A 23,982-nucleotide genomic window follows, 5' to 3' on the forward strand; every position below is an offset into this window, starting at 1 on the left:
TTCCTGCCATTTGGCGTCGAGCGCCATCTTTCACCCCCGTGGTGGCCGGATTGCTTCCGCGAACCTAGCAAGAGAGGCCGGGCCGTGCGAAGAAGGGTGGGCGGGGCATCCATGGGCCCCCCGCGCCCGCCGCCGCTCGATAGGCTGGCCCGCATGTACGGCTACGACCAGAATCCGGGCGCCCAGCAGCAGTACGGCCAGCCCCAGCAGCCGCCGATGCACGGCGGGATGCAGGGCGGTATGCAGGCGGGTATGCAGGGCGGCTACGCCCAGCAGCCGCCGCTGTACCCGGAGCCGTCGCCGCCCTCGCTCGCGGACGCCGTGCGCGCGTTCACGACCGGCACCCTCGCCGCCGAGGACTTCCAGCAGATCTTCGCGACCTCGAAGGTCTACTGCCCGCGCGGCGACAACCCCGGCTTCCTCGCGCTGCACAACACCCAGCAGCCGGTGATCCCCATGTTCACCTCGCTGAAGGAGCTGCGCCGCTACGCGGGCAAGGAGTCGAAGTACTTCGTGATCACCGGCGCCGAGGTGATCGACCTGCTCCCGACGGGCTACGGCTTCGTCCTCGACATGGAGGGCGACCACCGGATGGTCTTCGACGCGAAGGCCGTGGAGCAGATGGTCGACTTCGCGATGCGGCGGATGTACGGCTGACGCAGGCTGGAACGGCCGGCCGCGGGCCGCAGGTGTCGGGGACGCCCGGGAGGAATACCTCCCGGGCGTTCCGCGTTCCGGGTGGCAGAAAGTTAAAGCTTCAACTACTCTGAGGCCCAGAGATCGTACGAACTTCACCTCGAAGTGGACGACCAAGAGGAGGCACGCCATGCCCGCCGTGACCGTCGAGAACCCGCTCACCCTGCCCCGCGTCGTCGCGCCCGCCGACGCCGTCGCACGGCCGGTGCTGGCCGTGACCACCGCGCCCTCGGGCTTCGAGGGGGAGGGCTTCCCGGTGCGCCGCGCGTTCGCCGGGATCAACTACCAGTACCTCGACCCGTTCATCATGATGGACCAGATGGGCGAGGTGGAGTACGCGCCCGGCGAGCCCAAGGGCACCCCCTGGCACCCCCACCGGGGCTTCGAGACCGTCACCTACATCATCGACGGGATCTTCGACCACCAGGACTCCCAGGGCGGCGGCGGCACCATCACCAACGGCGACACCCAGTGGATGACCGCCGGGTCCGGCCTCCTGCACATCGAGGCCCCGCCGGAGCAGCTCGTCATGAGCGGCGGCCTCTTCCACGGCCTCCAGCTCTGGGTGAACCTGCCCGCCGCCGACAAGATGATGGCCCCCCGCTACCAGGACATCCGCGGCGGCCAGGTCCAGCTCCTCACCTCCCCGGACGGCGGCGCGCTGCTCCGCGTCATCGCCGGCGAGCTCGACGGACACCAGGGCCCCGGCATCACCCACACCCCGATCACGATGATCCACGCGACCCTGCGCCCCGGCGCCGAGATCACCCTGCCGTGGCGCGAGGACTTCAACGGCCTCGCCTACGTGCTGGCCGGCCGGGGCACCGTCGGCACCGACCGCCGCCCGGTCCACAAGGGCCAGACCGCCGTCTTCGGCAAGGGCGGCGCGCTCACCGTCCGCGCCGACGAGAAGCAGGACGCGAACGAGCCCGACCTGGAGGTCGTGCTCCTCGGCGGACAGCCGATCCGCGAGCCCATGGCCCACTACGGCCCGTTCGTCATGAACACCCAGGCCGAACTGCGCCAGGCCTTCGAGGACTTCCAGGCCGGCCGCCTCGGCACCATCCCGGCCGTCCACGGCATGGGCGAGTAACACCACCGGGACCGGTACGGGTACGGGGGCGCCGCCCCTGTGCCCGTACCGGCGTGCCCGTGCCCGTGCTCGCATGCGTACGCGTACTCGTACGGCCGGACGGGCAGCCACCCGTCCGGCCGCCCCCGCAGGACGACACGCCGCACGGCGTGGTCCGGTGGACGGGTGTCCACCGATCGCCCGCCGCCGCTGCTCCCCGAGGGCGCCCGCCGCACCGCCGCCTGGTGCGCCGTCGCCCTCCTCGTCGCCGGGGTCGCGGCGGTCTTCGTCTGGCTCTGCGTCGTCTTCAAGACGGCCGTCACCCCCGCCCTGCTCGCGCTCCTCGGCACCGCCCTGCTCGGCCCGCTCTACCGCCGGCTGCTGCGCATGAGGATGAGCAGGTCGCTGGCCGCCGGGCTGACGGTGATCGCCGTCCTCGCGGTCGTCGGCGGCGCCACGTACATCGTCGTCGCCGCCCTCATCGAGACCGGCGACCAGATCCTCGCCTCGCTGCGGCAGGCCGCCGTCGACATCGCCGAGCACCTCGGCGCCGCCGGGACCTCCCTCGACGACCTCGCCAAGAACGCCAAGAAGCTCCTGGAGCGTTTCGGCGGGACCGCCGCGTCCGGGGTGATCTCCGGACTCAGCGTGGTCGGCCAGATGGCCGCCACCGCGGTCCTCGCGCTGCTCCTGATCTTCTTCTTCCTGCGCGACTCCGACCGGGCCGCCGACGTGCTGCGCTCGCTCGCCCCCCGCTCCACCGGCGACATGGTGGAGGCCATGGGGCGGCGCGCCTTCGAGGCGGTCGAGGGCTTCATGCGGGGCACCACCTTCGTCGCCCTCGTCGACGCCGTCCTCATCGGCACCGGCCTGCTCGTCCTGAAGGTTCCGGGCGCGGTGGGCCTGGCCGCGCTCGTCTTCGTCACCGCCTACATCCCGTACCTCGGCGCCTTCCTCTCCGGCGCGGTCGCCGTCCTCGTCGCCCTCGCCGACCGGGGCTTCGTCATCGCGCTGTGGGCGCTCGGGATCGTCCTCGCCGTCCAGGTCCTTGAGGGCAACGTCCTCCAGCCCATGGTCCAGAGCCGGACCGTGCAGATGCACCCGGCGGTCGTCATGCTCGCCATCACCGCCGGGGCGTCCGTCGCCGGCATCCTCGGGATGCTGCTCGCCGTCCCCCTGACGGCCGCCGCCTTCGGGGTGCTCGGCGAGCTGCGCGGCCGGTACGGGGCCCCGGACGCCCCGGACGCCCCCGAGCCCGGGCCCGGCTGATCAGCCGGCCGGCACTCCGCCCGGCTCGAAGGCCGCGAGCATCCGTTCCAGGGCCGCCTGGTCGGGGCCGGTGAACGGGTCCGCCTCCGGCGCCATCGTGATCGTCTCGATCATCCGGCCCGTCATCCGCACGGCGGGCGGCAGATGCGTGCTCAGCACGATCTCCGGGTTCATCTCCCGGACCAGGTCCACCCACAGCCCGTACTTCACCGGGTCCACGATGTGCACCCAGGGGCTGTCGACCGTCGCCCACAGGAGCTGCGCGGCCCGCAGCTCGTCCGGCCGCAGGTCGTTGGCGTGCCCGCCGCGGGCGAGCTCCTCGGTGGGCATCGGGCCGCCGAAGCAGTCGGAGCTGAGGCAGACGCGGGTCTTCTCGTCGTAGCAGCCGACGGTGGCGGGGTTGTCGAAGAGCGGCGGGCGGAAGGCGTCGAGCAGCCGGTCGCCCACGTCCAGGACCTGGCCGGGGTTGAGGAAGTACACCCGGTCCATCGGCAGCGCCCGCTCGGTGGACATGATCCCGGCGCCCGCGAAGGTGGTCACCACCCGCGCCCGGGGCGCCGCCTCCAGCAGCGCGAAGAGGCCACCCGTGTGGTCGCGGTCCGGATGGGTGAGCCAGATCCAGCGCACGTCGGCCGGGTCCACGACCCCGCCGAGCGCGGCGAGGAAGTCCCGGTCGGCGAGGGAGAGCCCGGTGTCCACGACCACGGGTTCACGGGCGGTGAGGACGAAGGCGTTGACGGGGATGTGGCCGATCCCCGGCACGTCGAGGCTGTCCGCGAGGACGGTGACGTCGCTGCCGACCTTGTGCGTGTCCATGGCGCGCTCCCGGTGCCCCCGGCGGCCGTACGACACCAGTCTGCGCCGTCCCGGCGGAGACCGCCCGCCGGGCCCGGCTGCTACGCCTCCCCCGGCTCCCGTGACTCGTGGAGCTCGAACCAGATCGACTTGCCCTCGCCGCGCGGATCCACGCCCCACGCGTCCGCCAGCATCTCCATCAGCCACAGCCCGCGCCCGCTGGAGGCCATCTCGCCCGGGTGCCGCTTGTGCGGCAGCTCGTCGCTCGCGTCGGCCACCTCGACCCGCAGCCGCCGCCGGGCGTCCTCCCCGCACACCACCTCGGCGACGAGCAGCGCGTCGCCGTCGGTGTGGACCAGGACGTTGGTGACCATCTCGGAGACCATCAGGACCGCCGAGTCGACCTGGTCCGCGTCCGCCCAGTCGTGCAGGAGCTGGCGCAGCTGCTCGCGGGCGGCGGCGATCCGCTCCGGCTCCGCCTGGGCGACCGTCATGATCGTGCGGCGCGGGGCGGGCAGCGCCGCCGCGCCCTGCCGGGACAGCAGCAGCACCGCGATGTCGTCCTCGCGGCGGTCGGCGAGCGGACCGGTGGTGTGGTGCGAGCCGGGCCCGTGGACGGCCTCGACGAGCCGGTCGGCCAGCGCCTCCAGGTCCTCGCCGCCGTCCGCCTCAAGGAGCCCGCGGACCCGCTCCCAGCCGCTGTCCAGGTCGTGCCCGCCGGTCTCCAGGAGGCCGTCGGTGCAGATCATCAGGGTCTCGCCGGGCTCCAGGCTGAGCCGGGTGGTGGGGTAGTCGGTGTCGGGGTCGATGCCGAGCGGCAGGCCACCGGCGGTGGGCCGCAGCAGCACCGTCCCGTCGGTCATCCGTACCGCCGGATCGGGGTGTCCGGCGCGGGCGATCTCCACCACCCCCGTCTCCAGGTCGACCTCCAGGTACAGACAGGTCGCGAAGCGGGGCCCGCCGAACGTCCCCGCGTCGTCCCCGTCCGCGCCGTCGTTGACGCCGTACAGGAAGCGGGACGCCCGGGACAGCACGGCGTCCGGCCGGTGCCCCTCGGAGGCGTACGCCCGCAGCGCGATCCGCAACTGCCCCATCAGGCCCGCCGCCCGCACGTCGTGCCCCTGCACATCGCCGATGACCAGGGCGATCCGCCCGGCGCCGGACCCGCCGGGCAGCCGGATCATGTCGTACCAGTCGCCGCCGACCTGGAGCCCGCCGCCGGTCGGCACGTACCGGGCGGCCACCTGGATGCCCGGGATGCCGGGCCCCAGCGCCGGCATCATGGTCCGCTGGAGCCCCAGCGACAGCTCCCGCTCCGACTCGGCCACCCCGGCCCTGGCCAGCGCCTGCGCCAGCATCCGGGCGACCGTGGTGAGCACCGAGCGCTCGTCGGGCGTGAACGCGACCGGGTGCTTGAACGCCGCCATCCACGCGCCCATCGTGCGCCCCGCGACCACCAGCGGCACGAACGCCCAGGACCGGCGCCCGAAGCGCTGCGCGAGCGGCCAGGTCATCGGGAAGCGGCGCAGGTACTCCTCGGGCGTCGGCAGATAGATCGCCCGCCCGGTCCGGACGACCTCCGCCGCCGGGTAGTCGGTGTCCAGGGTCATCGAGCTGAAGGGGCTCTCGTCGCCCTCGTTGTGCCCGTGGTGCCCGATGACCGTCAGCCGGTCGCCGGCCACGCCGAACACCGCGAGCCCGTCCGGCGAGAAGCCGGGCATGGACAGCGAGGCGGCCACCCGCAGCACCTCGGCGGTGGAGCGGGCCTCGGCGAGCGCGCGGCCCGCGTCGAGCAGGAAGGCCTCGCGGGAGCGGCGCCAGTCGCCGGTGATGGGGGTGGCGGCGGCGGTGCCGGGCTGGGGCTCGGCGACCTCCTGGAGGGTGCCGACGAGCTGGTAGTCGTCGCCCTCCAGGAGCGGCTTCGATCTGCTCCGTACGGTACGGAGCACCCGTCCGTGCTCGTCCATGATCCGCAGCCGGGCCTCGGCGAGGGTGTCCTCGGCGACGGCGAGGTGGACGACGCCGTCGATCTCGTTCCAGTCGACCGGATGGAAGCGGGAGCGCACGGCCGCCTCGGTGAGCCGGACCGGCTCCGCGGGCAGGCCGAGCAGCCGGGCCGCCTCGGCGTCGAGGGAGACCACCCCGGACGCGTTGTCCCAGCGCCACAGACCGGTCGCGATGGCGGCCAGGACGTCCTCGGTGCGCATTGCCCTACTTTATGAATATCGGACAGCAGGTCGCCACTGAGAGTATTCGAATCGCGATCTTGGGTGGGCCGGTACCCTGGGACGGCTGGACGTGACCGTCCGGCATCCCTCTCGGATCCCGAAGATTCCCGAAGAACTGGATGAACGACGATGCATCGGTACAGGTCCCACACCTGCGGCGAGCTCCGCGCCTCTGACGTCGGCACCGACGTCCGGCTGAGCGGCTGGCTGCACAATCGGCGCGACCTGGGCGGCATCCTCTTCATCGATCTGCGCGACCACTACGGCATCACCCAGCTGGTCGCCCGTCCCGGCACCGCCGCGGCCGAGGTGCTCGACAAGCTGACGAAGGAGACCGTCGTCCGCGTGGACGGCAAGGTCGTCTCGCGCGGCGCGGAGAACGTGAACCCGGAGCTCGCGACGGGCGAGATCGAGATCGAGGCCGCCACGGTCGAGGTCCTCGGCGCCGCGAAGCAGATCCCCTTCACCATCAACGCCGACGACGGCGTGAACGAGGAGCGGCGCCTGGAGTACCGCTTCCTCGACCTGCGCCGCGAGCGGATGCACCGCAACATCATGCTGCGCTCCGCCGTCGTCGCCTCCATCCGCTCCAAGATGGTGGCCCTCGGCTTCAACGAGATGGCGACCCCGATCCTCGCCGCGACCTCCCCCGAGGGCGCCCGCGACTTCGTCGTCCCGTCCCGTCTGAACCCGGGCAAGTTCTACGCGCTGCCGCAGGCGCCGCAGCAGTTCAAGCAGCTGCTGATGATCTCCGGCTTCGACCGCTACTTCCAGATCGCGCCCTGCTTCCGCGACGAGGACGCCCGCGCGGACCGCTCGCCGGGCGAGTTCTACCAGCTCGACGTCGAGATGAGCTTCGTCGAGCAGGAAGACGTCTTCCAGCCGATCGAGAAGCTGATGACGGAGATCTTCGAGGAGTTCGGCGGCGGCCGTCCGGTCAGCTCGCCGTTCCCGCGGATCCCGTTCCGCGAGTCGATGCTGAAGTACGGCAACGACAAGCCCGACCTGCGCACGGACCTCGAACTGGTCGACATCACCGACGTGTTCGAGAACTCCGAGTTCAAGGCCTTCGCCGGCAAGCACGTCCGCGCGCTCGCCGTGCCGGAGACGGGCGACCAGCCCCGCAAGTTCTTCGACTCCCTCGGCGACTTCGCGGTGTCGCTCGGCGCGAAGGGCCTGGCCTGGGTCCGCGTCGGCGCGGAGGGCGCGCTGACCGGCCCGATCGCCAAGTTCCTCACCGAGGAGAACGTCAAGGTCCTCACCGAGCGCCTCGGCCTGGCCGACGGCCACGCGGTGTTCTTCGGCGCGGGCGAGTTCGACGAGGTCTCCAAGATCATGGGCCCGGTCCGGGTCGAGGCCGCCAAGCGCGCGGGCCGCTTCGAGGAGAACGTCTTCCGCTTCGCGTGGATCGTGGACTTCCCGATGTACGAGAAGGACGAGGAGACCGGCAAGATCGACTTCTCGCACAACCCCTTCTCGATGCCGCAGGGCGGCCTGGAGGCCCTGGAGACCCAGGACCCGCTGGACGTCCTGGGCTGGCAGTACGACATCGTCTGCAACGGCATCGAGCTCTCCTCGGGCGCGATCCGGAACCACGAGCCCGAGATCATGTTCAAGGCCTTCGAGATCGCGGGCTACTCGCGCGAGACGGTCGAGACCGAGTTCGCCGGCATGCTCCGCGCCTTCGAGTACGGCGCCCCGCCGCACGGCGGCATCGCCCCGGGTGTCGACCGCATCGTGATGCTCCTCGCGGACGAGCCGAACATCCGCGAGATCATCGCCTTCCCGCTCAACGGCAACGGCCAGGACCTCCTGATGGGCGCCCCGACCGAGCTGGACGAGTCCCGCCTGCGCGAGCTGAACATCCAGCTCCGCAAGCCGGTCGCGAAGGAGAAGCCGGCGGACGACCGCCCGGTGACGGAGTCGGTCCACCCGGACGCGGCGCGGTAACACCACCCGCTCGCAAGAGGGGCCCGGAACCGAGATTCTCGGTTCCGGGCCCTTTCGGCGTTCGTGGGCGGGGTTACGCGCCCTCGTCGGCGAAGATCTCGTCGACGGACGAGACGGTGACGGCACGGGCGACCCAGCGGCGCAGGACCTCGGGATCATCGCAGCCGGTGATGCGCTGACGGGCGTCGTCGGAGACGGTGAGACCGCGCTGCTCGAGGATGATCAGTATGGCCTCGGCACTGGCCTGGGCACGCCCCTGAGTGCGGCCCTCGTCACGGATCTCCTCGGAGATGACCGACGTGTAGAAGGAGAGGTCCACGGCCACCAGGTTCCTCCAGAGCTCTAGGGCCGGTCGCTTCTCCAGCCCCTGGGTGGTGAATTCGATGATCGGGTCGGCGACGTCCTCGGGGACGTCCCGCAGGGTCCTTCTTCTGGGCCGGTCGGGACGAGCGCAGGGAGGGTGGCATCAGCGGGTGCCATGGGGCAGCTCGCCGCATCTTGCCGGTGGGCATGCGGTGGCGTCGGTGTCTTCGGGCGTTACCCCGCTGACGCGCATGACCCGCAGGTGCCCGGTTCGGGGGCGCGGTAGGCGTGGTCGCAGGTGTCGCAGTTCTGGAGGGGGTGCCGGACGGCGGGAGCCTCGTCCCGGGCCCGGAAGGGCGGCAGGGGCGGGAGTGCGGCGTTGAGGCGGTGGGCCAGGAGGGCGGCCGGGCGGCGCAGGGGCTCCGCCGGGAGGACGAGGGTCAGGACGCGGCGTACGGCGTCGGGGGTGAGCTCGCGCTCCAGCCAGGCGGCGACGCCCGGGGCGAGGTGCTCGGCGTCGGTGGCGGAGAGGTACAGGCGCGGGTCCACACGGCGGAGGCCGACGAGGATGTCGACGGCCGTGAGCAGGAGGTCGGGCGTCGGATACACGGGCTGCGGTACGGCGGGCAGGGCGCGGCGCGGCGGATCGGCCGCCCGGCGGGCGGGGCGCTTGACCTCGGGTTCCGGCCCGCGCTCGGCCTCGGCCCCCGGCTCCGGCTCCTCCGAACCGCCGGTCCGTCCCGGATGGTTGCAGGAGATCGTCCGGGTGACGATCCGCCCGTCCTCGCCGCGCTCGCGGATCCGGCGCAGATAGCCGTACAGCTCCAGCTCGCGCAGGGCGTTGGCGATCCGGACGGCGCCCTCGGGGAAACGGGCGGCGAGGGTCTTGATGTCGACGGGAGACCCGGCGGGCAGCGACTGGATGTACACGGCGACGCCGATGGCCACGAGGGACATCCCGTCGTGCTGGCAGAGGTGGTTGCCGATCACCGTGAAGCGGGTGGTGTGCCGCACGTTGTCGTGGATGACGCCACCGAGCGCCGAGCGCCTGTGGGGGCGCCGGGGAGGGTGATTTTTCCAGCTGTTACGGGACTCGGTGCGGGGGCGCGCGCTAGTGTTCTGAACACCCATTGGGGAAGCTGTCTTCTTCCTCGTGGTCAGGCCCTCGCATCGGGATTGCCCTCCCGGCGAGGGCCGACGTATGTCTGCTGTCATATGCCGGTCGAGCCGAGCGTAAAGCAGGCAACCGGGTCGGAATCCAGCGGAGTTGGTGTTCTTCACCCGCATGAGTGAGCGCCCCGCCCCGGGGCGGGAGGGGTGGGGCTTGGTGAGGGTTCTTTCTCTCTCGTCGTTGCTTGGAAAGACCACCCGAGCCACCGGAGCCCACGTTTCCGGACTCCGGTGAACGTGCCGTTCTTGCTGGTCAGGGGCGTGACAAGGCGAGCTCCGCCCATACGGTCTTCCGGGGCGCGGGCCCGAGCTCGACGCCCCACCGGTCGGCGAGAGCCTCCACGAGCAGGAGCCCGCGCCCCGACTCGGCGTCGACGGTCCGGGTCCGGAGACGGGGAAGGTCGGCTCCCCGGGTGTCCGTGACCTCGATCCGGAGGGCGTCCGGGTGCGCCAGGAGCGCGAGACGGAAGTTCCGCCCCGAGACCCGGCCGTGCGTGGCGGCGTTCGCGGCGAGTTCGGCGACGACCTGCGCGGCGGTGTCCACGACGCCGTACGGAAGCTCCCAGCTCCGCAGCCACTCCACGGCGAGCAGCCGGGCGAGCCGGGCCCCGCGTGGCGTGGGGGACACCAGGACGCTGAAGTGGTGTGTGGGCTGGCTGAGTTGGATGGGGTTCTTCTGGTTCACATCACCGAGCGTGGCCGCCCCCGACTACCGTGAACAGTGACGATGCCGATGCGTAGGGTGACTGTCCGGGGCTTGTCCACTGCTGTCCGGCCTGTCCGCACCCCCGCCACGGGTAGAGGTGTCGCGCCATCAAAAGGGGCGAGGGAAGGGTGCGGTATGTCGGTGGACGATGGGGTGCAGCGGCTCAAGACGGAGGCGGACGAGCCGGGGTGGGAAGTCGATCCCGACGACGAGTGGGGCGTCGCCGTCGTCGAGACGGTAGGACGGCAGTTGCGGCTGCGGCGGGAGGCGGTCGGGATGCGGGCCGCCGAGCTCGGTGAGGCCACGGGGTACGGCGAGGACATGATCTACAAGATGGAGGGCGGGAAGCGGATTCCCCGTCCCGAGTTCCTGGACAAGGCGGACGAGGTCCTGGGCGCGGGCGGGCTGATCGCGGCGATGAAGGACGACGTCGCGAAGGTCCGCTACCCGAAGAAGGTCCGCGCCTTGGCGAAGATGGAGGCCAGTGCGGTCGAGATCGGGGTGTACGAGTGCAACATCGTCCCCGGCCTGTTGCAGACCCCGGAGCACGCCCGGGCCGCCATTGAGGCGGCGCAGCCTCCGTACTCGCAGGGCGATGTAGAGCGGATGGTGGCCGCTCGGGTGGCCCGGAAGTCCGTCTTCGATCGGGATCCCGCTCCCGCGCTCAGCTTCGTGCTGGAAGAGGCTCCGCTGAGGCGCCCCCTCGGAGGCACAATGGTGTGGCGGAGGCAGCTCGAACGTCTGCTGGAGGTGGGCCGATTGCGTAACGTCATGCTCCAGGTGATGCCGACGCACTGCGAGGTCCATTCCGGTCTGGACGGCAGGATCGAACTGCTGAAGTTCGCGGACGGCACGGCGGTGGGTCGCTCCGACGGGGCGTTCGGCGGGCGTCCGGTCTCCGACCCGAGGCAGCTCCGCATCCTTGAGCTGCGATATGGCACCATCCGGGCGCAGGCACTCCCCCCACGGGAGTCGCTGGCCCTCATCGAGCAACTGCTGGGAGAAACATGATCCGCAATGCCTCTGCCGGGGACGCCTCCGAACTGGCTTGGTTCAAGAGCAGCTACAGCGGCGGCAACGACGGCGAGTCCTGCATCGAAGTCGCCTGGCGTAAGAGCAGCTACAGCGGCGGCACCGACGGCGAGTCCTGCGTCGAGGTCGCCACCACCCCCGCCACCGTCCACGTCCGCGACTCCAAGAACCTCGGCGGTCCCCAGCTCGCGCTGACGCCGACCGCGTGGGCGGGCTTCGTCTCGTACGCCGTCGGCGGCTGACGACCTCCGGGCACGGCGGTGGCCGTCGCCCCGGTGCGGGGCGGCGGCCACCGTGTCGTACCTGCTACGGAAGAAGACCTGGTCAGTCCTTCTTCGGGTCTTCCAGGCGGGGGAAGAGGACCGCGCCCTTCGTCACCTTCGTGCCGGCCGGGAGGCGGCCCCAGTCGGCCGCGTCCTGGACCCGCTGGTCCGACAGGGCGCCCAGGGACGCCTCGGCGCCCAGGGAGTCCCAGAGGGCCCGCGAGGTCGTCGGCATGACCGGGTTCAGGAGGACGGCGACCGCGCGGAGCGACTCGGCGGCCGTGTAGAGGATCGTCGCCAGGCGGGCCCGGCCCTCCTCGCTCTCGTCCTTCGCGACCTTCCACGGCTCCTGCTCCGTGATGTAGCCGTTGACCTGCTTCACGAAGTCGAAGACCGCCAGGATGCCGCCCTGGAAGTCCAGCTCCTCGCCGATCTTCCGGTCCGCCGTCGCGACCGCCGCCGCCAGGCCCTCGTGGAGCGCCCGCTCCGCGTCGCCGTCCGCCGTCGCCGCCGGCAGCTCCCCGCCGTAGTACTTGCCGACCATCGCCGCCACGCGCGACGCGAGGTTGCCGTAGTCGTTCGCCAGCTCGGAGGTGTAGCGGGCGGTGAAGTCCTCCCAGGAGAAGGAGCCGTCCGCGCCGAACGCGATGGCGCGCAGGAAGTACCAGCGGTACGCGTCCACGCCGAAGTGCGAGGTCAGGTCCTGCGGCTTGATGCCGGTCAGGTTCGACTTCGACATCTTCTCGCCGCCGACCATCAGCCAGCCGTTGGCCGCGACCTTGCCGGGGACCGGCAGGCCCTGCGCGAGCAGCATCGCGGGCCAGATCACGGCGTGGAAGCGGAGGATGTCCTTGCCGACGAGGTGGACGTTCGCGGGGAACGTCTCGTCGAACTTCTCCTGGTTCGCGCCGTAGCCGACCGCGGTGGCGTAGTTGAGCAGCGCGTCGACCCACACGTAGATGACGTGCTTGTCGTCCCACGGGACCGGGACGCCCCAGTCGAACGTGGAGCGGGAGATCGACAGGTCCTGAAGGCCCTGCCTGACGAAGTTCACGACCTCGTTGCGGGCGGACTCGGGCTGGATGAAGCCCGGGTTCGCCTCGTAGAGGGCGAGGAGCTTGTCGCCGTACTCGCTCAGCTTGAAGAAGTAGTTCTCCTCCTTGAGGATCTCCACCGGCTTCTTGTGGATCGGGCACAGCTTGGTGCCGTCCTCGGCCTCGATGAGATCGCCCGGGAGCTTGTACTCCTCACAGCCGACGCAGTACGGGCCCTCGTAGCCGCCCTTGTAGATCTCGCCCTTGTCGTAGAGATCCTGGACGAACTCCTGAACGCGGTCCGTGTGACGCTTCTCCGTGGTGCGGATGAAGTCGTCGTTCGCGATGTTCAGGTGCTTCCAGAGGGGCTTCCAGGCTTCGGTGACGAGCTTGTCGCACCACTCCTGGGGGGTGACGTTGTTCGCGTCGGCCGTGCGCATGATCTTCTGACCGTGCTCGTCCGTGCCGGTGAGGTACCACACCTTCTCGCCGCGCTGGCGGTGCCAGCGGGTGAGCACGTCGCCTGCGACGGTCGTGTAGGCGTGGCCCAGGTGAGGAGCGTCGTTGACGTAGTAGATGGGGGTCGAGACGTAGAACGCCTTCGTGCCCTGCTTCTCGGTTCCAGTGGCCGCCATGGTCCGAATTTTAACGGCCGGGGCGGGCCCCCCTCGCCCGCCGTGACCCGGGGCCGGACGGGCCCCGGGTCGTCCGCGCCGGGTCAGAGCGCCTGGATGCCGGCCAGCAGGCCCCGGTAGAACGCCGTGTGCGGGGTCTCCAGCGGGGTCGTGCCCGCGAAGTGGACGCCTGCGGCCGGGACGGTGCCGGGCAGCTTGCGGAGGTAGTCGAACGCCTTGTTGTCCTCCTCGCCCCAGACCGTGAAGCGCCAGTGGACCGGGCGGTCCGCCGCCTCCGCCAGCGCCTGCGTCGCGGCCGTACGGGCGTCGGGGGCGCCGTCGGTCTGGAACACGACCAGGGCCGGGCGGTCCGCGCCGTTCTTCTCGTGGTGCGCGAGGACCTCCTCGACCGCCCGGTGGTAGTGCGTGCGGCCCATCCGGCCGAGGGTCGCGTTGACCGTCTCGACGCGGTCGGGGGTGAGGTCGGCGGGGCGGAGTTCGGCGGTGCCGTCGATGTCGGTGGAGAAGAAGACGGTGGTCACGGTCGCGTCCTCGGAGAGGTGCGCGGCCAGCGCCACGGTCTGCTCGGCGAGCCGCTGCACGGAGCCGTCCTTGAAGTACGGGCGCATCGAGCCCGAACGGTCCACCACCAGGTACACGGCGGCCCGCGTGCCCGTGAGCCCCTGCTTCTTCAGCACGGCCCCGGCCGCCTTGTACGCGTCCGCGAGGTGCGGGGCGGCGGCCTTGACCTTGGCGAGGGAGAGGGCGGGGGTGGGTGCGGGGATGGGGGCGACGGTGGCCGGGGTGGTGACCTCGGTGGGCTCCTCCGCCGGGGCTTCCGCCGGGGTCTCGGCCAACTCCTCCGCCGGGGCTTCCGCCTCGGCCGTCACCGGCTCCGCTTCCGCCTCGGCCGTCACCGGCTCCGCCTCGGCCTTCGCCGGGGCCTCCGGTTCCGGCTCGGCGACCGGCTCCGCCTCCGCAACCGGCTCCGCCTCCGCAACCGGCTCCGCCTCCGCGACGGGCTCGGCCACCGGCTCGGCGACCGGCTCCGGCTCGGCCTTCGGCGCCTCCGCCTCGGCGACCGGCTCCGCCTCCGCGACGACCGGCTCCGGCGCCGCGTCCACCGGCTCCGGCTTCGCGACGACCGGATCCGCCTTCGCGGGCTCGGCCTCCGGCTTCGCGTCCACCGGCTCCGCCTTCGCGGGCTCGGCCTCCGCCGCCGGTGCCTCGGCTACCGGCTCCGCCTTCGTGGGCTCCGCGTCCGCCGCCGGTGCGGGCTCCGCCCCGTCGTCGCCCCGCCGCGCCCCCGGCACCTGCGGGTTGTCGAAGGAGGCCGCGACCAGGTCCGCCGCCGCTTGTTCCGCCGGTGTCGGTTCCGGGGATGTCGCCTGGGCTGGGACGGAGGTCGCCGGGGCGGAGGACTGTTCGGCGTCGTTCGCGCGGTCTCGGCCGAATACCTTGCGCAGCATGCTCCGAATACCCATGGGCGAACCCCTTCGCATGAGTTAGGCGATATGCGTCCTTCATCCCTGGCCAGGGCGGACACGTAAGGTTAGCGGCCGCGCCTGCCGGGCCCTACGACCCGGGCTCCTCCGGACGCCGTGCATTCATCCGGCGTTCACTCCCCCGCCTCCGCTGTGCAGATGTGCGCACATAACGTCACCGCCGGACGCTGATCGACACCCGGAGGAAGACGTGCCCACACTGCTGCCGCTGCTGAGCAACCCCTCGCACGCGGGCGGGCGTTCCGCCCTGACCTGCCGGTTCCGGTGCGGTGACGCCTGCTTCCAGGAGGTGCCCAACACCAGCGGCAACGAGTACGTAGGCGACGTCATAGCGGGGGCGCTCTCGCGCCGTTCCCTGATGCGCGCCGCCGCCGTCGTGACCGTCGCCGCCTCCGCCGGCACCGCGCTCGCGCTCGGTGACGCCCAGGTCGCCGAGGCGCACGGGCGCCCGAAGCCCACCCCGAAGCCCGACGGCGCGCGCGGTCTGCGCTTCCAGCCGGTCGCGCCCAACACCGACGACCGCGTCACCGTCCCCGCCGGCTACCAGCAGAACGTGGTCATCCGCTGGGGCGAGCCCATCCTGCGCGGCGCCCCGGCGTTCGACCCGGAGAAGCAGACCGCCAAGGCGCAGGCCGGGCAGTTCGGCTACAACAACGACTTCCTCTCCCTGCTGCCGCTGCCGGGCGAGCACCACCGCCAGGTCCTCGTGGCCAACCACGAGTACACCGATGAGGTGCTGATGTTCCGGGGCTACGACCCCGAGAACCCGACCCGCGAGCAGGTCGAGATCGCCTGGGCGGCGCACGGCCTCGGCGTCGTCGTGGTGCAGGAGGAGCACCGCAGCGGCAAGCTGACCGCCGTCACCCGGCACCGGCTCAACCGGCGCCTCACCGCCACCAGCGTCTTCGAGGCCACCGGCCCCGCCGCCGGAAGCGCGCTCCTGAAGACCTCCGCCGACCCGTCCGGCCGTCGGATCCTCGGCACGCTCAACAACTGCTCCGGCGGCACCACCCCGTGGGGCACCACGCTGCACGGCGAGGAGAACTTCAACCAGTACTTCGCCAACGCCTCCAGCGCCACCGACAAGCGCTACGGCATCGGCACCGGCGCCACCGAGCGCAAGTGGGAGCGGTTCGACAAGCGCTTCGACCTCAAGCAGGAGCCGAACGAGGGGCACCGCTTCGGCTGGGTCGTCGAGCTCGACCCGTACGACCCGGAGTCCACGCCCCGCAAGCGCACCGCGCTCGGCCGCTTCAAGCACGAGGCCGCGCAGCCGCGCATGACGGCGGACGGGCGCCCGGTCGTCTACATGGGCGACGACGAGCGCTTCGACTACTTCTACAAGTTCGTGTCGAGCAAGCGCATGAAGAAGGGCTCCTCGCGGGCCGCGCACGCGCACAACCTCACCCTGCTCGACGAGGGCACCCTGTACGTCGCCAAGCTGACCGGCGACAGCCCGGCGGCCGAGATCGACGGCAGCGGGAAGCTCCCGGCGGACGGCGAGTTCGACGGCTCCGGCGTGTGGATCCCGCTGGCCACGGCCGGTCCGGGCGGGGCCGTGTCGCACGTGCCCGGGATGACCGCCGAGGAGGTGTACGTCTTCACCCGCCTCGCCGGTGACAAGGTCGGCGCCACCAAGATGGACCGCCCCGAGGACATCGAGCCCTCCCCGCGCACCGGCCGCGTCTACGTGGCGCTCACCAACAACACCAACCGAGGCAAGGGCACCAACCCGGGCGCGGACGAGGCCAACCCGCGCAACCTCAACAAGCACGGGCAGATCCTGGAGCTCGCCGAGCACTGGGACGACCCGGCCTCGGACGGCTTCGCCTGGCGCCTGTTCCTGGTCGCGGGCGACCCGAACGACCCGGCCACCTACTTCGCGGGCTTCCCGAAGGAGAAGGTCTCGCCGATCTCCTGCCCCGACAACGTGGCCTTCGACCCGCACGGCAACCTGTGGATCTCCACCGACGGCAACCAGCTCGGCTCCCACGACGGCCTGTTCGGCGTCGCCACGCACGGCGAGCGGCGCGGTGAGCTCAAGCAGTTCCTGACCGTGCCGACCGGCGCCGAGACCTGCGGTCCGATCGTGCAGGACCGCCGGGTCCTGGTCGCCGTGCAGCACCCGGGCGAGATCGACGGCGCCTCCGTCGAGAAGCCGGCCTCGGCCTGGCCGGACGGTCCCGGCAAGATCGTCCGCCCGGCCGTCGTGTCGGTGTGGCGGGCCGACGGGCGCGACATCGGCGTCTGAGGCGCCTGAGGTGCCTGAGGCACCTCAGGCTCCGGCGAGGGGCCCGGCGGTCAGTCGACCGCCAGGCCCTCCCGGAAGCGCCTGAACTGCTCCTCGGGCTCACCCGTGTACACCCAGGGCACCCACGCCGCCCGGGTGCCCAGCAGCCCGAGGAGCTCCCGCGCCAGCTCCGGCCGCCCCGCGTAGCAGGCGGCGTGGGCGAGGTAGTTGAGGTCGGCGACCTCCTCGGGGGCCACCGGGCGGCCGGGCTCCCGGCCGCCGATCCAGCGGGCGTGGGTGCGGCGCAGCTCGGTGACCGCGAGCTCGTGCTTCCAGTGCTGGTCGAAGCCGCGCACGGGGCCCCGGCCGAGCGCCCCGTCGGCGATGTAGCGGTACTCCTCGACCCGGGCGATCTGCACCAGGACCGGCAGCGGCGAGCCGGGCGGGGCGACGCCGGCCGCGTCGCGCGCGAAGTCGTACATGGCGCCGTGGGTGCCGTGCCAGCGGGCCGACCAGTAGCGCAGCACCTGGGTGTGGCCCTCGGTGTTGTACGGGTCGCGGCGCCGCAGTTCGTCGAACCAGTGGCGCAGTTCGCGGCGCGGCACCCCGCCCTCGTACAGCCGCGCGACGGACAGCAGCGAGACCCAGGGCATCGGGTCGGCGGGGGCGGCCTCGGCGGCGGCGAGGCAGGCGTCGACGGCGGCGTCGATGCGGCCCCGGTCGAGGGCGCCGCCGCGGCCGGCGGCGATGGCGGTGTCGAAGACGCGGACGACGTCGGTGGCGGCCCGCAGCACGGCCGCGTCGGGGTCGCCCGGTTCGGCGGCCCGCCAGGCCTCGACGGTGGAGCCGCCCGCGGCGGCGTGCGAGAGCAGCCGCAGCCGGTGGGTGCGGCGCGGCCAGTCGTCGCCGGTGGCCCGCAGCAGGTCGCGGACCCCCTGCCAGCGGCCGATGACCATGTCGTGGCGGGCCTCGGTGAGCGCCCGGTCGCCGAAGTCCGGGTCGAAGTCGGGCGTGAAGCGGGCCGCCCGTGACGAGCGGGACGGTCTGCGGAGTGCGGCCATCCGGTCCTCCCTTTCCTCCCTCGGGGGCAGCGGCCGTCAGAAGTCCGTGGCGTACGACTCGTCGGCGCGGCGGGCGCGCGGCGAGTCGGGTGAGTCGAAGGGGCCTGCGGCGGCGAGCGCGCGGGCCGCGTCGAGGCGGGCGGGCCGGTAGTAGGCGCTGCCCTTGGCCCAGTAGACGCCCATCGGCACGATCCCGACGGCGAGTCCGCCGAGGCCGATGACGAGGGCGTTGGCGGAGAGTTCGCCGAGGGACTCGACGAAGGCCCACAGCATGAAGGCGGAGCCGAGCAGCGGCCAGACCCCGCCGAGCACGAAGTCCCGTACGGAGCTGAAGAGGAGGGACTTGTAGGCGACGACGGCGGCGATGCCGGCGAGGCCGTAGTAGAAGGCGATCTGCAGTCCGATGGCGCTGACCGCGTCCTTGAGGACCTGCTGCACGGTGCCGGCGACGGCCGCCGCGGCGAACATGAGGAGCGCGGCCCCGCCGACCGCGACGACGGCCACCCAGGGGGTGTTCCAGCGCCGGTGCACGGTGCCGAGGGCGGCGGGCATGGTGCGGTCGCGGCCCATCGCGAACAGCGAGCGGGTGACCTGGATGAGGGTGGTCTCCAGGGTGGCGACCGTGGAGAGCAGCACGGCCAGGACGAGGAGCTTGCCGCCCGCGCCGGGCCAGATCTCCTCGCCGAGGACGGCGAGGACGTTGGCGCCCGCGCTCTCGATCCGCCCGGCGCTCAGCAGCACGTTGACGGAGACGGTGAAGGCCTCGAAGAGCAGGAAGACGACGCCGACGCCGATGAGCGCGGCGAGTCCGGCGGTGCGGCGGCTGTCGCGGGTCTCCTCGCTGAGGTTGCTGGTGACGTCCCAGCCCCAGTAGTAGAAGGCGGCGATCAGGGCGCCGGAGGCGAAGCCGGCGGAGCCGCCGAAGTGGCCGAATCCGAACCAGGACCAGTCGAAGGCGGTGGCGTGGCCCCGGTGCGCGACGGCGCCCAGCACGAACACCAGGAGGATCGCCAGTTCGACGCCGGACATGAGGAGCTGGGCGCGGACGGTGAGCCGGGCGCCGCCCAGGACGACGAGCAGCATCATCAGGAACCAGCCGGCGCCGACCGCGCAGGACAGGGCGGTGTTCTCGGCCAGCCGGGCATCGAAGAGGGAGAGCGTCAGGGAGCCGGCGGGCAGCGATCCGGCGACCATGAAGACGGTCGCGGCGAAGACCAGCGCCCAGCCGGAGAGGAAGCCGAGGGCGGGGTGGAGGGTGCGGCCCACCCAGGAGTAGCCGGCGCCCGCGTTGACGTCGATGCGGCCGAGCCGGGCGTAGGCGAGGACGATGCCGAGCATCGGTATCGCGCAGTAGAGCAGGGCCGCGGGCCCGGCGAGGCCGACGGCGCCGAAGAGCACGGCGGTCGTCGCGGCGAGCGAGTACGCCGGCGCGCTCCCGGCCACGGCCATCACGATGGTGTCGAAGGTGCCCAGGGCGTTGGGCTGGAGACCTCTGCCGGAGGTGGTGCGCATAGGGGTGTCCTCGGGGAGGGGAAGGACGGGGGACGCAGGCAAGTGACCCTGCCACCAGGTCGCTTGTGGCCGGGGAGGGGGCGCGGATCACGGTGAGTCGAGCGCATCGTAGTCGTACGCGTGGATTCCGGTAACGGCGGTGGGAGGGTAGCGTTCCGCAACCGCCGGTAAGGGCTTCCGTACGCCCCATTGGCCGGGTTTGAACCTCGGCCGCGTCCAAGGCGCCTCCTCCGGAGCCCTGTTACGGCGAGGCGATGGCGCGCGCCGCTCTGACCTCCTGCCGGAGCGGCTCCAGGACGCCTTCCTCGTCGCCGCCGAGGTCGATCCGGACCGCCACCAGGACGTCGCTGGACCGCAGCCCCTCGGCGAGCTCCCGCAACTGCCCCTCGACGGCCGTGACCTCGGCGGGCGGCGGCGGGGGCGCGCCGTGGTCGACGCGGATCCGGGCGGCGGTGGTGGCGTCCACGATCCGCTCCACGGCGATGGTCAGCGGCCACCAGGCGGCGGCGAGGTCCCCGGCGGGCGGCGGTTCGGTGAGGGCCCGCTGGAACTCGGAGCGGACGGCGGACATGTCCCGGTACAGCGCGCGCCGGGCCCGGTGCCGGGCCGTCACCGCGTGGTCGGGGCCCCCGGCGGGCGGCGACGGCGGGGAGAAGGCGAGGGCCACGTAGCCGGCCGTGTCGGCGACGGCGTCGGCGAGCCGGTCGGCGACCCGGGTGTGCCAGGACTCGGGCCACAGCAGATAGCCGGCGACCAGGGCGATCGCGCAGCCGATCAGCGAGTCGTAGAGCCGGGGCAGCACGAGGTCGAAGCCCTGGTGGTTGAGCAGGTCGGACAGGAGCAGGATGACCGGGGTGATGGCGGCGGTCTGGAAGGCGTACCCCTTCGCGGAGAAGGCCGGGATCAGGGCGCCGAGCAGCATCATCACGGGCACGTCCCACCAGCCGCGCGGCACGGCGGCGAGCACCGGCGCGGCGAGCAGCAGCCCGCCGGCGGTGCCGAGCGCGCGCAGCACGGCGCGGGAGAAGACCGAGCCGAAGTCGGGCTTCATGACGAAGGTGACGGTGAGGGCGACCCAGTACGAGCGGGGCACCGGGATCATCGAGACGAGGGCCTGGGAGAGCCCGATGCACAGGGCGAGCCGCAGCCCGTAGCGCCAGGACGCCTCGGAGAACAGCACCCCGCGCGCGGTGCGCCGGATCCGGACCCGCAGGGCGGCGGGGCGGCCGAGCCGGTCGTCGACGTTGTGCGGGTTGGGCTCGGCGTTGTGGACGACGGTGGCGGCGTAGCGCAGGGCCGCGTCGATAGCCTTCTCGGAGGGGCGCCGGGCCTCGGGCAGGTCGAGCGTGTACGGCCCGGTGCGGCCCCGGTCGACGGCGTCGGCGAGGGCGCGCACGGCGGCCGGGACCTCGGGCGGCAGCGGCCAGTGGAAGCGGCGGGCGGCGAGGTGGGCGGCGGGCGCGGCCTCCAGGGCCGGGACGAGCGCGTTGAGCTGGGCGAGCAGCCGCACCAGGCTCGGCGCCCGGCCGTGCTGGCGGGCCCGGCGGGCGAGGACGAGGTCGTAGGACTGGTTGAGGGAGGCGGTGACGGCCTGCCGCTTCTCGTCGTACGAGCCGGTGCCGGAGGCCTCGAAGAGCTCGGCGAGCGCCCGGTAGGTCCCGGCGACGGCGGTGCGTTCGGGGGTGCCGCCGCGCAGCGGCCAGCCGAGCAGGGTGAGCACGAGGACGACGACGCCGCCGAGGCCGAGCAGCAGCGGCGCCTTCCACCAGGGGTCGGGCATCATCAGGCCGGCGCCGACGACGGCGTTGAGCAGGAGCAGCAGTCCGGAGACGGAGGCGACGGCGCCGATCGAGGAGATCATCCCGGAGACCAGCGCGATGACGGTGAGGGCGGCGACGGCGAGCCAGCCCTGTCCGAAGACGAGGGTGCCGAGGGTGACGCCGAGGGCGCCGAAGAGCTGCGGGACGGCGATGTTGAAGATCCGCATCCGGTACGCGTCGGCGGTGTCGCCGATGACGCCGGACAGGGCGCCCATGGAGACGAGCGCCCCGTAGGCGGGCTGCCCGGCGGCGAAGCCGACCGCCAGCGGCGCGGCGAGCGCGACGGCGGCGCGCAGCACGGCGGCCCAGGGCACCGGGGTGGGCTGCGGGCGGAGTCCCGCGGTGAGCCAGGCGGGTGGGGAGCGCCGGGGCGCGGCGGGCGGGGTCAGTTGCGGTAGCCCTCGACCTCGGCCGCCGGGCGGACCGCGGCGCTGTCCGGGTCCTCGCCGTACTCGGCCTTGGCGCGCCGCTGGCGCAGCAGGTCCCAGCACTGGTCCAGCCGGACCTCCAGCTCGGCGAGGCGGGAGCGCTCCTCGTCCGGGAGGCCGCCGGTGCGGGCGCGCAGGGCGCGCTCCTCCTCGACGAGGGTGCCGATGGTGGTGAGGATCTCGTCGTCGTCCATGGTGTCCATGCCTTTCAGCGTGGCCGATGGGCGCCCGCCCCGCAGGTCGGGCGCCCGGGGGCCCCGGGGGGCCTCGGCGGCGTACGGCCTGCCGGACGGGCCCTGCGACAGGTCCTAGTGGCGTACGGCCTGCTGGATCTCGGCCTTGGTGTCGCCGGTGAGGTTCCGGTTGCTGCGTGCCGTGCCGGACTTGGACTTCCCGGCCTCGACGGCGTCGATGTTCAGGATGACGGAGTCGAGCAGATTGCCGTCGGTGTCGCGGAAGTTGACCCACACCGTGTAGTCGGCGGTCTTGTCCTTGGGGTTGGTCGCGGTGATCTCGGCGACCGTCCGGTCGCCGTCCGTCGAGGTCGGCCCGGCCTTGACGTCGCCGGTCGCGTTCACCCCGTCCTTGACCTCGTCCATCTTCTGCTGGGCGGCGGACGCGGCGGCGGCCGTGGCCGAGGAGACGATGTCGCCGGCCGCCTCCTTGGCCTGGTCGCAGCCGGTGGCGGCCAGGGAGAGCCCGAGGAGCAGCGCGAGCGCGCCCGCCGCGGCGCGTGCCCGGCTCACCGGCGCTCGCCCCGGTCGGGCTCGTCGGTGGCCAGGGCCCAGATCACGAAGATGGAGACGGCCATGGAGAAGAGCGCCCACCAGGGCTGGTAGGGCAGGAAGAGGAAGTGGGCGATGACGTTCAGGGACGCGAGCGCGATGCCCGCGACCCGGCCCCACTCGGCGCCCTTGAGGATGCCGTAGCCCGCGATGGCGACGACGACGCCGAGGACGAGGTGGATCCAGCCCCAGGTGGTCAGGTTGAACTTGAAGACGTAGTCGCCGACCCGGGTGTAGACGTCGTCCTCGGCGATGCCCGCGATGCCCTGGAAGACGTCCATGATGCCGGTGACCAGCATGAGGACACCGGCGAAGAGGGTCCCCCCGGCGGCCCAGCCGCCGCCGCTCCGGCCCGGTGTCCGCTGCTGCGATGGTGCGGTGTTCTGGCTCATGGACCCATCGTCGGAGCGCCGGCCCGCCCGCGAACGGTTCAGTTGAGCCATACGGGTGAGGGGCGCCCGACGGGAGCCGACGCCGCCTGATCCACTTGCGGGGGGCCCGGGGCGGGTGTGCCCTGGAGGGTGCGGGAACCGCAGGAGCGGTTCCGGGGAAAGGAGCTCCCGCCATGGCCGCACACGCAGCCGTATCCCCCCGGAGGCAGCTGAGCACGCACGGCTGGGCCGTGCCCGTCACGCTCGGCGTCGCCTACGGTCTCTACGCCCCGGTCATCGCCCGCCACGGCGGCGCCCTGTCCTGGGGCCAGTTCTGGCTCGGCCTGATCAGCGCCGTCGTGGTCGCCGTCTCGGTCCACAGCCTGCGCCGCTTCGGCGGACGGCTGCGGCGCGAGCTGCGCGCGGTGGCCTGGGGCGGCCTCGCCGGCATCGCGGTCGGCTTCCTCTACAGCCTGTCCGGCGCGAGCGTCTACTCGTCCGCGCTGCTCGGAGTGATCGTCGCGGCGGTGAGCGGCGCCGCCGCGTTCTACCTCTTCTACACCCACGAGGACGCGGCGGGGCACGCCGCGCCCCACTGAACCGGCCGCCCGGAGCGGCGCCGGCCGTACGCCGACGCCGCCTCGGCCGGGGCCCGGCCCGCAGGCCCTGGCTCCCGGCCCTCCCGGCCCTCCTAGCCCTCCTCGCCCGGGATGTCGCCGCGGACGACGACGACCGGGCAGGGGGCGTGCTGGGTGACGTGGGAGGAGACCGAGCCGAGGACGGCCGCCTTGAAGCCGCTGTAGCCCCGGTCGCCGACCACCAGCAGGGTGGCGCCCTTGGCCTGGTCGATCAGGGCCTGGGCCGCGTTGCCGCCCACGACGGTGCGGGTGGCCGCGCCGGCGGTGGCGGGGGCCAGGGTCTGGTCGAGGGCCTGGTCGAGGATCTGCTGCGCGAGGCGTTCCGGGTCGAACTCGGCCGGGACGCCCGGCATCAGGGTGGCCCAGGAGGCCGGGAACTCCCAGCTGATCACCGCATGGAGGGAATCCCCGGTCAGGGCGGCCTGGGCCGCCGCCCACTTCAGTGCCCTCAGGGACGGAGCCGAGCCGTCCACGCCCACCACGATCCTGCCGCCGGCCAT

21 protein-coding genes and 1 pseudogene are annotated in these 23,982 nt (G+C 72.6%); 8 read left to right on the forward strand and 14 right to left on the reverse strand.

The features are described from left to right. The first annotated feature begins 153 nt into the window (after positions 1-153). The 3 genes from ACZ6J5_RS21065 (at position 154) to ACZ6J5_RS21075 (ending at position 3,037) form a co-directional block, all read left to right on the forward strand. Complete coding sequence (locus ACZ6J5_RS21065) at positions 154-657, forward strand: SseB family protein (protein WP_469393662.1); 504 nt, start codon at positions 154-156, stop codon at positions 655-657. 169 nt (positions 658-826) lie between these two features. Next, positions 827-1,789, forward strand: a complete 963-nt coding sequence (locus ACZ6J5_RS21070) for a pirin family protein (protein ID WP_469393664.1) — start codon at positions 827-829, stop codon at positions 1,787-1,789. Positions 1,790-1,954: 165 nt separating this feature from the next. Further along, a complete protein-coding gene (locus tag ACZ6J5_RS21075) occupies positions 1,955-3,037 on the forward strand; it encodes an AI-2E family transporter (protein WP_469393666.1) in 1,083 nt (360 codons plus the stop codon). Here ACZ6J5_RS21075 and ACZ6J5_RS21080 read toward each other — a convergent pair whose 3' ends face one another. Continuing rightward, the gene (locus ACZ6J5_RS21080) at positions 3,038-3,853 is read right to left on the reverse strand and encodes an MBL fold metallo-hydrolase (RefSeq protein ID WP_469393668.1); all 816 of its coding nucleotides are present in this window, start codon (positions 3,851-3,853) and stop codon (positions 3,038-3,040) included. 80 nt (positions 3,854-3,933) lie between these two features. Further along, positions 3,934-6,039: an ATP-binding SpoIIE family protein phosphatase gene (locus tag ACZ6J5_RS21085; RefSeq protein ID WP_469393670.1), complete on the reverse strand. Its 2,106-nt coding sequence runs from the start codon at positions 6,037-6,039 to the stop codon at positions 3,934-3,936. A gap of 150 nt (positions 6,040-6,189) precedes the next feature. Between ACZ6J5_RS21085 and aspS the strand changes: the two genes are divergently transcribed. Further along, a complete protein-coding gene (aspS, locus tag ACZ6J5_RS21090) occupies positions 6,190-8,010 on the forward strand; it encodes an aspartate--tRNA ligase (RefSeq protein WP_469393672.1) in 1,821 nt (606 codons plus the stop codon). A gap of 73 nt (positions 8,011-8,083) precedes the next feature. Here the strand turns inward: aspS and ACZ6J5_RS21095 are convergent. The 3 genes and pseudogenes from ACZ6J5_RS21095 to ACZ6J5_RS21105 all read right to left on the reverse strand — a co-directional run. After that, positions 8,084-8,431: pseudogene (locus ACZ6J5_RS21095) on the reverse strand (hypothetical protein); the annotation flags it as partial. A 116-nt stretch (positions 8,432-8,547) separates the two neighbouring features. After that, positions 8,548-9,444 (reverse strand): helix-turn-helix domain-containing protein, encoded by an 897-nt coding sequence (locus ACZ6J5_RS21100; RefSeq protein WP_469393674.1) that lies wholly within the window; start codon positions 9,442-9,444, stop codon positions 8,548-8,550. A gap of 292 nt (positions 9,445-9,736) precedes the next feature. Beyond that, positions 9,737-10,168 carry an ATP-binding protein gene (locus ACZ6J5_RS21105; protein ID WP_469393676.1) on the reverse strand — a complete coding sequence of 144 codons (432 nt, stop codon included), beginning with the start codon at positions 10,166-10,168 and terminating at the stop codon, positions 9,737-9,739. Positions 10,169-10,324: 156 nt separating this feature from the next. Here ACZ6J5_RS21105 and ACZ6J5_RS21110 point away from each other — a divergent pair, with 156 nt between their 5' ends. Next, entirely contained in the window at positions 10,325-11,200 is an 876-nt protein-coding gene (locus ACZ6J5_RS21110) for a helix-turn-helix domain-containing protein (RefSeq protein WP_469393678.1), read from the forward strand. Further along, the gene (locus ACZ6J5_RS21115; protein WP_469393680.1) at positions 11,197-11,463 is read left to right on the forward strand and encodes a DUF397 domain-containing protein; all 267 of its coding nucleotides are present in this window, start codon (positions 11,197-11,199) and stop codon (positions 11,461-11,463) included. Before ACZ6J5_RS21110 ends, ACZ6J5_RS21115 begins: the two co-directional genes overlap by 4 nt. 82 nt (positions 11,464-11,545) lie before the next feature. Here the strand turns inward: ACZ6J5_RS21115 and metG are convergent, their stop codons facing one another. After that, positions 11,546-13,153, reverse strand: coding sequence for a methionine--tRNA ligase (gene metG, locus ACZ6J5_RS21120; protein WP_469393682.1), 1,608 nt, complete (start codon positions 13,151-13,153; stop codon positions 11,546-11,548). Between the two features lie 83 nt (positions 13,154-13,236). After that, on the reverse strand, positions 13,237-14,616 hold the full coding sequence (locus ACZ6J5_RS21125; protein WP_469393684.1) for a VWA domain-containing protein: 1,380 nt from the start codon (positions 14,614-14,616) through the stop codon (positions 13,237-13,239). Between the two features lie 211 nt (positions 14,617-14,827). On the opposite strand from ACZ6J5_RS21125, the gene ACZ6J5_RS21130 reads away from it, so the two are divergent. Next, positions 14,828-16,888 (forward strand): PhoX family protein, encoded by a 2,061-nt coding sequence (locus ACZ6J5_RS21130; protein WP_469393686.1) that lies wholly within the window; start codon positions 14,828-14,830, stop codon positions 16,886-16,888. A 50-nt stretch (positions 16,889-16,938) separates the two neighbouring features. Here the strand turns inward: ACZ6J5_RS21130 and ACZ6J5_RS21135 are convergent, their stop codons facing one another. The 6 genes from ACZ6J5_RS21135 to ACZ6J5_RS21160 all read right to left on the reverse strand — a co-directional run bounded on the left by ACZ6J5_RS21135 (position 16,939) and on the right by ACZ6J5_RS21160 (position 22,865). Next, complete coding sequence (locus tag ACZ6J5_RS21135; RefSeq protein WP_469393688.1) at positions 16,939-17,928, reverse strand: hypothetical protein; 990 nt, start codon at positions 17,926-17,928, stop codon at positions 16,939-16,941. 36 nt (positions 17,929-17,964) lie between these two features. Then, positions 17,965-19,440: an APC family permease gene (locus tag ACZ6J5_RS21140; RefSeq protein WP_469393689.1), complete on the reverse strand. Its 1,476-nt coding sequence runs from the start codon at positions 19,438-19,440 to the stop codon at positions 17,965-17,967. A gap of 241 nt (positions 19,441-19,681) precedes the next feature. Beyond that, a complete protein-coding gene (locus ACZ6J5_RS21145; RefSeq protein WP_469393691.1) occupies positions 19,682-21,574 on the reverse strand; it encodes an FUSC family protein in 1,893 nt (630 codons plus the stop codon). 71 nt (positions 21,575-21,645) lie between these two features. Then, entirely contained in the window at positions 21,646-21,882 is a 237-nt protein-coding gene (locus ACZ6J5_RS21150) for a DUF2630 family protein (RefSeq protein WP_469394176.1), read from the reverse strand. Positions 21,883-21,996: 114 nt separating this feature from the next. Next, positions 21,997-22,434, reverse strand: a complete 438-nt coding sequence (locus ACZ6J5_RS21155) for a hypothetical protein (RefSeq protein ID WP_469393693.1) — start codon at positions 22,432-22,434, stop codon at positions 21,997-21,999. Then, on the reverse strand, positions 22,431-22,865 hold the full coding sequence (locus tag ACZ6J5_RS21160; protein WP_469393695.1) for a DUF7144 family membrane protein: 435 nt from the start codon (positions 22,863-22,865) through the stop codon (positions 22,431-22,433). Before ACZ6J5_RS21160 ends, ACZ6J5_RS21155 begins: the two co-directional genes overlap by 4 nt. Before the next feature lie 173 nt (positions 22,866-23,038). Between ACZ6J5_RS21160 and ACZ6J5_RS21165 the strand changes: the two genes are divergently transcribed. After that, positions 23,039-23,443 carry a hypothetical protein gene (locus tag ACZ6J5_RS21165; RefSeq protein WP_469393697.1) on the forward strand — a complete coding sequence of 135 codons (405 nt, stop codon included), beginning with the start codon at positions 23,039-23,041 and terminating at the stop codon, positions 23,441-23,443. A 92-nt stretch (positions 23,444-23,535) separates the two neighbouring features. Here ACZ6J5_RS21165 and ACZ6J5_RS21170 read toward each other — a convergent pair whose 3' ends face one another. Further along, the gene (locus ACZ6J5_RS21170; RefSeq protein WP_469393699.1) at positions 23,536-23,982 is read right to left on the reverse strand and encodes a universal stress protein; all 447 of its coding nucleotides are present in this window, start codon (positions 23,980-23,982) and stop codon (positions 23,536-23,538) included.

The organism is Streptomyces sp. NPDC042100, assembly GCF_055582325.1.

What these genes read in the sequence shown, in the direction of transcription:
- ACZ6J5_RS21065 (WP_469393662.1), top strand. Translation starts at nt 154, where the DNA reads ATGTACGGCTACGACCAGAATCCGGGCGCCCAGCAGCAGTACGGCCAG.
- ACZ6J5_RS21160 (WP_469393695.1), bottom strand. Translation starts at nt 22,865, where the DNA reads ATGAGCCAGAACACCGCACCATCGCAGCAGCGGACACCGGGCCGGAGC.
- ACZ6J5_RS21125 (WP_469393684.1), bottom strand. Translation starts at nt 14,616, where the DNA reads ATGGGTATTCGGAGCATGCTGCGCAAGGTATTCGGCCGAGACCGCGCG.
- ACZ6J5_RS21110 (WP_469393678.1), top strand. Translation starts at nt 10,325, where the DNA reads ATGTCGGTGGACGATGGGGTGCAGCGGCTCAAGACGGAGGCGGACGAG.
- ACZ6J5_RS21165 (WP_469393697.1), top strand. Translation starts at nt 23,039, where the DNA reads ATGGCCGCACACGCAGCCGTATCCCCCCGGAGGCAGCTGAGCACGCAC.
- ACZ6J5_RS21115 (WP_469393680.1), top strand. Translation starts at nt 11,197, where the DNA reads ATGATCCGCAATGCCTCTGCCGGGGACGCCTCCGAACTGGCTTGGTTC.
- metG (WP_469393682.1), bottom strand. Translation starts at nt 13,153, where the DNA reads ATGGCGGCCACTGGAACCGAGAAGCAGGGCACGAAGGCGTTCTACGTC.
- ACZ6J5_RS21085 (WP_469393670.1), bottom strand. Translation starts at nt 6,039, where the DNA reads ATGCGCACCGAGGACGTCCTGGCCGCCATCGCGACCGGTCTGTGGCGC.
- ACZ6J5_RS21140 (WP_469393689.1), bottom strand. Translation starts at nt 19,440, where the DNA reads ATGCGCACCACCTCCGGCAGAGGTCTCCAGCCCAACGCCCTGGGCACC.
- aspS (WP_469393672.1), top strand. Translation starts at nt 6,190, where the DNA reads ATGCATCGGTACAGGTCCCACACCTGCGGCGAGCTCCGCGCCTCTGAC.
- ACZ6J5_RS21080 (WP_469393668.1), bottom strand. Translation starts at nt 3,853, where the DNA reads ATGGACACGCACAAGGTCGGCAGCGACGTCACCGTCCTCGCGGACAGC.
- ACZ6J5_RS21070 (WP_469393664.1), top strand. Translation starts at nt 827, where the DNA reads ATGCCCGCCGTGACCGTCGAGAACCCGCTCACCCTGCCCCGCGTCGTC.
- ACZ6J5_RS21100 (WP_469393674.1), bottom strand. Translation starts at nt 9,444, where the DNA reads ATGGGTGTTCAGAACACTAGCGCGCGCCCCCGCACCGAGTCCCGTAAC.
- ACZ6J5_RS21150 (WP_469394176.1), bottom strand. Translation starts at nt 21,882, where the DNA reads ATGGACGACGACGAGATCCTCACCACCATCGGCACCCTCGTCGAGGAG.
- ACZ6J5_RS21170 (WP_469393699.1), bottom strand. Translation starts at nt 23,982, where the DNA reads ATGGCCGGCGGCAGGATCGTGGTGGGCGTGGACGGCTCGGCTCCGTCC.
- ACZ6J5_RS21135 (WP_469393688.1), bottom strand. Translation starts at nt 17,928, where the DNA reads ATGGCCGCACTCCGCAGACCGTCCCGCTCGTCACGGGCGGCCCGCTTC.